Raw genomic sequence first — 9,795 nt, forward strand, 5'->3', positions numbered from 1 at the left:
CCTCCCCGCCGGGACTGCCGTTCCGGACGTCACGCAACCACCATACATGCAAACGCATGAAAAATGAATCGCGGCCGCACGGCCCTTACGAGGGCTCCTTCGGCACGACCATCATCGGGCACGCTCCGTGGTGCAGCACCGCCTGGCTGACCGAACCGAGCAGCAGGCCCGGGAAACCGCCGTGCCCCCGGGTGCCCAGCACCATCAGCTCCGCCGTGTGCGTGATGTGGACGAGGATCTCGGCCGGTTTGCCGATGTAGAAGTTCCAGCTCGCGTCCAGGCCCGGGTAGCGCGTGCGCACCTCGCCCAGCACCGGGTCCAGTTCGCCGGCCACGTCTTCGCGGAAGCGGTCGGCATTCTCGCCGTGGTCCAGCCAGATGGAGTCGCGGTAGAACGGTGCACGGGTGGATACCAGCCGCAGGGCTTTGCCGTGCGCCCGCGCCGTGGCTGCCGCCGCCCAGACCGCAGGGTTGTTCGCGCCCAAGGCATCGATGCCAACGACGACCTGGCCGCCGTAATTCCAGCTGGAGTCCTTGTCGTCGGGATGCAGCCCCTTGTTGCCCCGCATGCCTGGGGGCGACGAAACCAGCCACGGCTGGTAGCCGGTCTCCGGGCGGCGGGCCTTGACCCGGCCCGTGTCCCCCAGGCCGCCGTTCCGGTTGTCCGCAGCTCCCCAGTTCTGCGGAACCACCACCGTGGGGCAGGCCGCATGGGCCGCCAGCGCGGAGGAGACGCTGCCGAGCAGTCGGCCGGTAAAGCCGCCGCGGCCGCGCTTGCCGACCACGGCCAGGCCAGCCTCGTGCGACAAGTCCACCAGGATTTCGCTGGGATCCCCGGCGACCACGCGGCTCTCCGCCCGGACATCGACGGCCTTGGCCCGGTCCAGCGCATCCTGCAGCAGGGTGTGCCCCGCGTGCGCAGCGGCATCCGCATAGCCGTCGCTCACCATTGGATCGTCGATCGGTGCCGGGGCGAATGCGCTGACCAGCCGGAGCGCCCAGCCCCGGTTCTTCGCTTCGGCCAGGGCCCAGTCGAGGGCCTGCCTGCTGGTGGGCGAACCATCAAAACCTACGAGCACGACCTTTTCCATGTATCCACAGTATGGGAGCGGCGCCGTACTGAGTAGGGGTGGTCAGGACTTGAAGATGTCCGCGCGCACACCCATCACGATCCGGTCTCCCGGCTTGGCTGTCTTCAGGTACCGGGTGACGTTGGACAGGTCCAGCGCGATGCAGCCGTACGTCGGCACCGGATTGGCGTGCAGGAAAATGGCGAACCCGGCACCCTGCTTGATGGCTGAATCCGGCGGCCGGTTGTAGTTGATCACCGCACCCTGCCGGTAGTCGCCGGTCGGCGCCCGCATGATGTCGTACATCTGCTCGTCCGGCCAGCGGTTGAAGGAGGACTCGAAGTACTTGTTGTAGCCGGAGCCCGGGGTTCCGGACCACTGCGAGCGCGAATTGAGCTTGCGGTACTTCAGCTTGGTCCCGGGGTTGCCCTCGCCGAAGGCCTCGGTGACGGAGAAGCTGCCCTGCGGCGACCAGCGGTACATGGTGTGGCCGGACGCGACGCCCGGCTTCTTGAACCCCTGCAGCCCCACCGTCGCCCTGGTCGTCTTCCATTCCTGCCGGTAGACCGAGCCGACCCGGACGCAGTTGATGAAGCTGGCCTTGTAGGTGCCGTACTTCTCCGCGATGGCGAAGGAGATCCGGTCCTTCCAGCGGTGCGCGTAGCGGGTCTTGTGCGCACCGAGCGCCCAGCACTCGTTCTTCGGGTACATGACCGCGCCCACGTTCGCCGCGACCAGCGAGCCGCCCTGGAACACCTGGGTGGTCTTGCCGCTGCGGTACGCACTGTCCTGGATCGGGTAGCCGAGCGAGCTGTTCTGGCTGCCGCGGGCCTTCCAGCTGTGCAGGATCTGCGCCGTCATGGTGTGGGCGCCGGCGGCCGGCGAGTAGGAAATCTGCCCTTTCTGGAAGGTCTGCACACAGCCGGAGCCGCGCAGCCCGCACTTCATGTCCGCGGTGGGATAGCCCATCACTCCTCGCTCGTAGCGGGTGGCCATGTATTTACGTCCGACGGCGTGCCTCAGGTTAACCGCGCGGGCACCGGTCTTCGCGGTCCAGTAGAGCGCGACCCGCGCGCTGCTCGTAGACGAGTATTTGTAGGTCCGCACGCAGCCGGCGCCGACCAGATTGCAGTTGTAGCCGTTGACCGGCACGTAGCGCAGCTGCTTGGCCCGCGCATCCAGGGCCTGCTTGCCATAGAACACGTGGGCCTGTTCCACCCGCACGCCCGAGGAACCGGAGACCAGCACGCCGCCCTGGTAGGGCTGGTGCAGCACGCCGGCACTGGTCCGGGCCGGGCCCTTCGGGTAGCCCAGCGAGCCGTTCTGGCTGCCCTGGTCCTTCCAGGCCGTGAGGAACGGTTCGACCACCAGGTGTGCCCCGGCAGCCGGCGAATACGCGATCTGCCCATGTTGGAAGGACTGGAGCGCGCCCTTGCCCTTCAGCCCGGTCGCCATATCGGAGACCGGATAGCCCAGCTTGCCGCCCTGCCATCCGGCGTCGCGGAATTCCCGGCCGATGGCGTGGTTCAGGTCCAGGGTGCGGGCACCGGTTGCGGCGCTCCAGTAGATGGCGATCCGGGCGCTGCTCGTGGACGAGTACTTGTAGGTCCGCACACAGCCGCCGCCGGAGATGCGGCAGTTGAAGCCGTTGTGCGGCACATAGCCCAGCTGGCGCGCCCGCTCATCGATCGCAAGCTCGCCCCTGGTGGCGGAAATCGTGCCGTGCTGGAACGCCTGGCGCGCGGTGCCCGCATCGTCGACCACCAGGCCAGACGTCGGATAGCCGTACTGCCCGCGCTCGTACTTTGCCAGCCGGTAGCTGATGCCGGTGTAGTGCAGCAGGTCCACCGCGTGCGCGCCGGTGGCCGGGCTCCAGTAGATGGCGATCCGGTCCGCTGCGTCCGCTCCGGATGTGTAGGTGCGCACGCAGCCGTCCTCGCTGAGGCCGCAGTTGAACGCGTTGTGCGGCACCAGTCCCAATTCCGCCGCCCGCGCTTCGATCGCTGTCCGGCCGTCCTCCCCGGGGGTGGCCGCCTGCGTTGCAGTCGGAGACGGTGACGGGGACGACGGCGGCGCGGCAGTTTCTGCCGGATCCTGCGTCTGCTGCGACGACCCCGGGACCAATTCGGTGGCCGGCCCGGTTGCGGGGGTGGTGGACTCGGCAGGGGCAGAAGTTGCCGGCGCCGGCTCCGCGGCGGGTTCGTCGGCCGGCATCGTCGTGGCGGACGGGCTGCTTCCGGCGCCGGAGTCGGCGGAGGCCGTTCCTGCTTCGGCCGTGCCCGAGGGACTGCCGGTTTCGACCGTGCCCGAAGGACTGCCGGTTTCGGCTGGGGAACCGGCCGGCGTGCGTGAATCAGCTGCCGGTGCGGTCGCCGGTCCGGTTTCCGGTGCCCCGCTCCCTGGTTGCGCGGCGGCCGGCAAACCAGGCAGCCCGGCGAAGACGAGGGCGGTCAGCGTGAAGGCGGTGGCTGCTGTCCGGGCTGCACGGAAAGGCGTCCGGGACGAGGTGAGACGTTTAATGATGAACCCCCAGTTGGTGCGAGCAAGACGAACGGCTTGTTCGGAAAATGCCGCGCCCACAGCCCGCGCGCTTCCCACGGACATTATGAACCGAATCGCCCTGAATGTAAGCTCTCCCGCTGCACACCAGCGCCAGGAAGCGCAAAAACGTTTCCGCAGCTCCCGCCGTCGTCCGCGGCCCCGCTCCAATCAGATGCGCACGTAGGCCGCGCCCTGGAATTGCCGACTCGCGAGATAGGCCACAGCGGCCGGCACCACGACGACGCCGTCCGGCAGCGCCGGTTCAGCGAGTCCGGCGGACCGGAGGCTGTTGCCGCAGGCGGATACTGCAATGCCGTCGCCCGCCAGTTGTGCGATGAGGCCGGCTGCCGGCGAATCGGGAACCAGCTCGCGGACAGCCGGGCCCTGGACCACGATTTCGATCCCTGCCTCCGGAAGCTCCGTCCGTGCATTGGCGGCAACCCGCGCCGCGGCAGCAAAGTCGGGGAATGGCGTGGTTCCGGGGCCGGCAAGATGCAGGACAAGCTGGTTGGGCATCGGGGATTCCTTTCTGCTTCCAAGGATGCTACCTGTCGGATGGAACGCCCCGGCCGGGCCGACGAGGAGTGCCAGCTGCGGCCACGTGACTGCAATCTCATTGCTCTATACCCCCTAGGGGTATATGGTGGAGGTGTCACCTGAAGCAAACGTCGCCCTTCCGGCCACGTCCTGACGGTCCCGCCCCCGCAATAGGGCCAGGCAGCTGCCGAAGCCAGCATGGTCCCCAGCGCCTTCCTCGAGAAGCTGCAGGAGAAGCGATGGAAACCCACAACCATTCCACCCACGGACAGGCCATGCCCGCGGGACACACACATTCCGCCGTCGACGACGAACATGCGGTCCATGCCCACGGCCAGCACGCCGGGCACAGCACCGCGATGTTCAAGAACAAGTTCTGGCTCAGCCTGGCGCTATCCATCCCGGTGGTGTTCTTCAGCCCGATGTTCGCCATGCTGCTCGGCTACGAAATCCCCCGGTTCCCCGGCGCCGCCTGGATCCCGCCGGTGCTTGGCACGATCATTTTCTTCTATGGCGGCACTCCCTTCCTCAAGGGCGGGCTCAAGGAGCTGAAATCCCGCCAGCCGGGCATGATGCTGCTGATCGGGATGGCGATCTCGGTGGCCTTCGTGGCCTCGTGGATCACCACGCTGGGCATCGGCGGCTTCGACCTGGACTTCTGGTGGGAACTGGCCCTGCTGATCGTGATCATGCTGCTCGGCCACTGGATGGAGATGCGGGCCCTCGGCGCGGCCTCCGGTGCGCTCGACGCGCTGGCCGCGCTGCTGCCGGATGAGGCGGACAAGGTGACCGACGGCGGCATCACCATCGTGCCGATCGGCCGGCTTGCCGTGGGCGACGTCGTGCTGGTCCGCTCCGGGGCGCGGGTGCCGGCCGACGGGCAGATTATCGACGGCGGCGCCGAATTCGACGAGTCGATGATCACCGGCGAATCCCGCACGGTGGAGCGCGGGACAGGCGACCAGGTCGTCGCCGGCACGGTCGCCACCGACAACGCGGTCCGGGTCCGGGTCGGCGCGGTCGGCAGCGACACCGCGCTGGCAGGGATCCAGCGCCTCGTCGCGGAGGCGCAATCCTCGTCGTCCAAGGCCCAGGCCCTCGCGGACAAGGCTGCCGGCCTGCTCTTCTACTTCGCCCTCGGCGCCGGCATCATCACCTTCATCGCCTGGCTGCTGCTCGGCAGTCCGGATGACGCCGTCGTCCGCACCGTCACCGTGCTCGTGATCGCCTGCCCCCACGCGCTGGGCCTGGCCATCCCGCTGGTCATCGCCATCTCCACCGAACGGGCCGCCCGCTCCGGCGTCCTGATCAAGAACCGGATGGCCCTGGAGCAGATGCGCACCGTCGACGTGGTGCTGTTCGACAAGACCGGCACGCTGACCGAGGGCGAACACGCCGTCACCGGCACCGCACCGGTGCCCGGCGTGGCGGAAGCCGAACTCCTCGCCGTCGCCGCCGCCGTCGAATCCGACAGCGAGCATCCCGTGGCCCGCGCCATTGTGCGGGCGGCGCAAAATAACGACGGTGCCCGCGCGTTGGCCCTGTCCGGCACCGGATTCAGTTCGAAGACCGGCCGCGGCGTGCTGGCCACCGTTCGGGGCGTCGAGGCAGCCGTCGGCGGACCGAACCTGCTGCGCGAGCTCGGGCTCCAGACGCCGGACGGCATCGCCGCCGTGACCCGCGAGTGGATGGACCGCGGCGCCGGTGTGCTGCACGTGGTCGAAGACGGCCGGATCATCGGCGCGCTGGCGCTGGAGGACAAGGTCCGGCCGGAGTCGCGGGCGGCGGTCAAGGCCCTGCAGCAGCGCGGCGTGAAGGTCGCCATGATCACCGGCGATGCGCGCCAGGTTGCCGACGCCGTGGGACGCGACCTCGGCATCGACGAAGTCTTCGCCGAAGTGCTGCCGCAGGACAAGGACCAGAAGGTCACCCAGCTCCAGCAGCGCGGGCTGAAGGTCGCCATGGTCGGCGACGGCGTCAACGACTCCCCCGCCCTGGCCCGCGCCGAAGTCGGCATCGCCATCGGCGCCGGCACCGACGTCGCGATGGAATCGGCCGGCGTCGTGCTCGCCGGCAACGACCCGCGCGCCGTGCTGTCCATGATCGACCTGTCCCGGGCCAGCTACCGGAAGATGATCCAGAACCTGGCCTGGCAACCGGCTACAACATCGTCGCCGTCCCGCTGGCGGCAGGCGTCCTGGCGTTCGCCGGCGTGCTGATGCCCCCGGCCGTGGCCGCCATCCTGATGTCCGTCTCCACCATCGTGGTCGCGCTGAACGCGCAGCTGCTGCGGCGGATCGACCTCGACCCGGCCCGGATCAGAAGATCATGACGAGGAAGCCGGCCAGGAGCGCGGCCACCCCCACCCCGGTGAGGATCTTGCCAAGCAGCAGCAGGGTGGTGCCGCGCTCCGGCGGTTCGGCGGTGCGCCAGCGGGTCGGATTGTGGGCGTCGTAGTAGACCAGGACGTCGGACCCGGGGACCGCCGGAATGGTCTCGCCCGGCGCGAGGACGGCCTCAAGGAAGCCGTGGTCCCGGTCGAACCAGCGCACCCCGCTCCGGACGCCGTCATCGAACGCCACCGCTTCGGCGCTGCGCCAGCGTACGCCGGCAGCCTTGACCAGCCAGGCGGCCAGCAGGAGCAGCAGCCCCGGAACCAGCGTCGCCCACGTCATCAGCTCCGAGATCAGACCCACGGTCTCGAGAGCATCGGACATGGATTGATGGTACTCCCGGCCGACGCCGTCCAGGATGGCGGGATGGTTGCAGGAAGGTTAACGTCTGCCGGTGCGGCTACGCGGCGGGACCCTGGTCGATCCGGTCGACCTGGGCGGCCACAAAGCGGATGTGCTTCCAGCCGCGCTGCGCGGCCGCGGTCGTCTGGCTGTCCACTACGGCGCGGCGGTCTTCCAGCACGGCCAGCAGCGTGGCGTCCACGATGTCCTGGCGCAGCTCCTTGAGCCAGCCGCTGCGGACGGCCGGCTGGACCGGCAGCCGCAGCCATTCGGAGACGACGCCACCCAAATACATGGCCAGCAGGATCGAGGCAATGCCGATGAACACCAGATACAGCAGCGGCACCGAGAAGCTCACCGCCAGCACCGACGGCACAATCAGCAGGACAATCAGGAACAGCCGCAGGAACATCGCCCTCGAGAGCATGCCGGCCTCCTGCCGCCGGGCGATCACCGGTGCGAGGCTGCGGGTGTAGTTGGAGCGGGCCTTGAGCAGCCAACGCTTCGGGTTGCCGAGCTTGGCGTTGACGATCTGCTCCGCCTGCGCCAGTTCCGCCGGATGGGCCTCGCGCAGCCGGATCAGCAGTTCGTCCTCGCGGTCGGCCCACTTGCGGGTCAGCCGGTGGTCGGCGGCCGCTGCCAGATGGTGCAGCCCCAGCTGCCCGGCCTCGCGCGCAATGGCTTCCGGGTTGCCGCGCTGGCCCGCAGGCTGGCGCAGTTCAGTGTCCTGGTGGTGTTCGGTCCGCACGCCATAGCGCGGCGAGCCATCCTTCAGCTGGTACACGGCGGTCTCCCGGTCCGGTCAGGCACGTGGCGGGGCAGGTCTTGGGGGTCCGCTTGAGATGGATGTCCGGTCCCCTGCTGCCGGATTTTTTTGCCTTTCTAGGTTACTGCAAATGTGCCCCAATACACATTTGATCGATCAACCCCGCCCCGCCCAGGCGTCCTCGCGGGATACACTCGGGGCATCACCGCAACCCAAAGCAGGAGCGGCTTTCGCATGGCAACCTCCGGAAAACCCGGCGTCCTGTTCGACGTCGACGGCACTTTGACGGACACCACCTACCTCCACACGCTGGCGTGGTGGCACGCCTTCCGCCAGCAGGACGTGCATGTGCCGATGGCGTTCATCCACCGCTCGGTCGGCATGGGCGCAGACAAACTGCTGGAACATCTGCTCGGCGGGGACCGGGACCGGGGCCTGGATCCGGCCATGGAGGCTGCACACGATGCGGTCTTCTCCACCTACTGGCCTTCGGTGCGCGCTTTCGACGGCGCCAAGGAGCTGCTCGTACGCTGCGCCGGCGCCGGACTCACCGTGGTGCTCGCCTCCTCCGCCGCCCGGCGGGAACTGCAGGTGCTCACTGCGGCCATCGGTGCGGACGGCGCCATCGCCGCCACGACCAGCGCGTCCGACGCCGGGGAAAGCAAACCGGCGCCGGACATCCTCCAGGCCGCGCTCGACGCCGGCGGGCTGCAGGCACGGGACACGGTCTATGTCGGCGACACAGTCTGGGACATAGAAGCCGCGCGGCAGCTGGACATCCCCACCATCGGACTGACCTGCGGAGGCACCAGCGCGGCGGAACTGACGGAAGCCGGCGCCGTCGAAATCCACCGGGACCCGGCCGGACTGCTGGCTTCCTTCGACGCCAGCTGCCTCGCCGCGCTGACTAGGAGCGGTTTGGCGCCAGTCCGGCCAGCTCCACCAGCACCTGAAGCTGCCCCTCGAACAGCTCCTCCGGCCGGCTGAAGGTGTCCGGCCCGTACTGGCCGAACACCTCGAAGCTGACCGCACCGAAGAGCGAAGCCCAGAGCTGCACCCAGCGGCTAACGACGGCGGCAGGGGCCTTAAGCCCGAACTCACCGCGGATCGCTTCAAGGTCGCGGGCCAGCCCCTCCGGCTCCGGCCGCCCTACCGGCAGGACCAGCGAGTCCGCCTGCCACGCGCGCTCGGCGATGGCCACCAGCGCCAGCACCACCCGCGTGCCGGGTCCGGTGGTCCGCTCCGCCGGCGCCTGGTAACCGGGCACCGGGCTGCCGAAGAGCAGTGCATAGCGTGCCGGCTCACGCAGTCCCCAGCCGCGCACGGCCCGGCCCAAGGCCCTGAACTGTTCGGCGAAGTCGTCCGCCGGTACCGCGGCGACGGCTTGGTCCACCGCGTCGCCCAGTTCGCCGTACGCATCCACGACCAGCAGCGTCAGCAGTTCGTCCCGGCTCTTCACATAGCGGTAGACGGCCGATGAAACGACGCCGAGGTCCCGCGCCACCGCGCGCAGCGACAGGGCCGCCGCCCCCTGTGAAGCCAGGTGGCTGCGGCCGATCCGGACGATGTCGCCCATCGTTTGTTCACGGGCGCGTTCGCGCGGAGTACCGGCCATGGCATCAGCCTGGCCGCAAGCGAGAGCGATGTCAACTTTCGAGAGCACCGCTCTTGACACATTTGATGACCGGGCCGCATGCTGAGTGTGAGAGCAGTGCTCTCGTAAAAATTCGACCCGAGAGGGAACATCATGGACACGCTGCACATTGTCACCGGAGCAGGACCCGTTGGCTGGACGGTCGCGGAGCAACTCGCCGCCCAGGGGCATCCGGTGCGCATTCTGACGCGCTCGGGCACCGGCCCCGACCACCCGCTGGTCGAACGCCGCCGGGTCAATGTCTCGGATCCGCGGTTGCTGGAAGGCGAGCTCGACGGCGCAGCGGCAGTCTTCCACTGCATCCACGGCAGCGCCTACCGGGCCAAGGCCTGGGCCGCCGAATTGCCCAAGGCCGAACAGACGGTACTGGCCGCGGCAGGCAGGGCGGGCGCCGTCGTCGTTTTTCCCGAAAGTCTTTATGCCTACGACCAGCCGCACCGGCCGATGGCCGAAACCAGCTCGCGGGCCGCGGCCGGCGGCAAGCGCGGCATCC

Annotated in this window: 8 protein-coding genes and 1 pseudogene; 3 read left to right on the forward strand and 6 right to left on the reverse strand. The window is 68.8% G+C overall.

Translation table 11 applies throughout. The annotated features are described in order from the left end of the window. Positions 1–85: 85 nt before the first annotated feature. The 3 genes from D477_RS17185 to D477_RS17195 form a co-directional block, all read right to left on the reverse strand. A complete protein-coding gene (locus D477_RS17185) occupies positions 86–1,090 on the reverse strand; it encodes a universal stress protein (RefSeq protein ID WP_005272594.1) in 1,005 nt (334 codons plus the stop codon). Between the two features lie 42 nt (positions 1,091–1,132). Next, the gene (locus tag D477_RS21390; RefSeq protein WP_005272596.1) at positions 1,133–3,649 is read right to left on the reverse strand and encodes a hypothetical protein; all 2,517 of its coding nucleotides are present in this window, start codon (positions 3,647–3,649) and stop codon (positions 1,133–1,135) included. 129 nt (positions 3,650–3,778) lie between these two features. Further along, complete coding sequence (locus D477_RS17195; RefSeq protein ID WP_005272597.1) at positions 3,779–4,126, reverse strand: DsrE family protein; 348 nt, start codon at positions 4,124–4,126, stop codon at positions 3,779–3,781. Positions 4,127–4,506: 380 nt separating this feature from the next. Here D477_RS17195 and D477_RS17200 point away from each other — a divergent pair. Next, positions 4,507–6,479: pseudogene (locus D477_RS17200) on the forward strand (copper-translocating P-type ATPase). Here D477_RS17200 and D477_RS17205 read toward each other — a convergent pair. Then, a complete protein-coding gene (locus D477_RS17205) occupies positions 6,466–6,864 on the reverse strand; it encodes a hypothetical protein (protein WP_005272603.1) in 399 nt (132 codons plus the stop codon). The pseudogene D477_RS17200 and the gene D477_RS17205 overlap by 14 nt on opposite strands. Before the next feature lie 76 nt (positions 6,865–6,940). Further along, positions 6,941–7,666: a hypothetical protein gene (locus tag D477_RS17210; RefSeq protein ID WP_005272604.1), complete on the reverse strand. Its 726-nt coding sequence runs from the start codon at positions 7,664–7,666 to the stop codon at positions 6,941–6,943. Positions 7,667–7,882: 216 nt separating this feature from the next. Between D477_RS17210 and D477_RS17215 the strand changes: the two genes are divergently transcribed. Beyond that, the gene (locus tag D477_RS17215; RefSeq protein WP_005272606.1) at positions 7,883–8,635 is read left to right on the forward strand and encodes an HAD family hydrolase; all 753 of its coding nucleotides are present in this window, start codon (positions 7,883–7,885) and stop codon (positions 8,633–8,635) included. On the opposite strand, the gene D477_RS17220 is transcribed toward D477_RS17215, so the two are convergent. Beyond that, positions 8,556–9,263, reverse strand: a complete 708-nt coding sequence (locus D477_RS17220; protein ID WP_043847481.1) for a TetR/AcrR family transcriptional regulator — start codon at positions 9,261–9,263, stop codon at positions 8,556–8,558. The genes D477_RS17215 and D477_RS17220 overlap by 80 nt on opposite strands. 132 nt (positions 9,264–9,395) lie before the next feature. On the opposite strand from D477_RS17220, the gene D477_RS17225 reads away from it, so the two are divergent. Continuing rightward, positions 9,396–9,795, forward strand: a 400-nt coding sequence (locus tag D477_RS17225; RefSeq protein WP_005272610.1) for an NAD-dependent epimerase/dehydratase family protein, incomplete at its 3' end; no start/stop codon positions are given.

Origin of the sequence: Arthrobacter crystallopoietes BAB-32, assembly GCF_000328305.2 — a bacterium.
Classification (GTDB): domain Bacteria; phylum Actinomycetota; class Actinomycetes; order Actinomycetales; family Micrococcaceae; genus Crystallibacter; species Crystallibacter crystallopoietes_A.

What these genes read in the sequence shown, in the direction of transcription:
- D477_RS17185 (WP_005272594.1), bottom strand. Translation starts at nt 1,090, where the DNA reads ATGGAAAAGGTCGTGCTCGTAGGTTTTGATGGTTCGCCCACCAGCAGG.
- D477_RS17215 (WP_005272606.1), top strand. Translation starts at nt 7,883, where the DNA reads ATGGCAACCTCCGGAAAACCCGGCGTCCTGTTCGACGTCGACGGCACT.
- D477_RS17205 (WP_005272603.1), bottom strand. Translation starts at nt 6,864, where the DNA reads ATGTCCGATGCTCTCGAGACCGTGGGTCTGATCTCGGAGCTGATGACG.
- D477_RS17195 (WP_005272597.1), bottom strand. Translation starts at nt 4,126, where the DNA reads ATGCCCAACCAGCTTGTCCTGCATCTTGCCGGCCCCGGAACCACGCCA.
- D477_RS17220 (WP_043847481.1), bottom strand. Translation starts at nt 9,263, where the DNA reads ATGGCCGGTACTCCGCGCGAACGCGCCCGTGAACAAACGATGGGCGAC.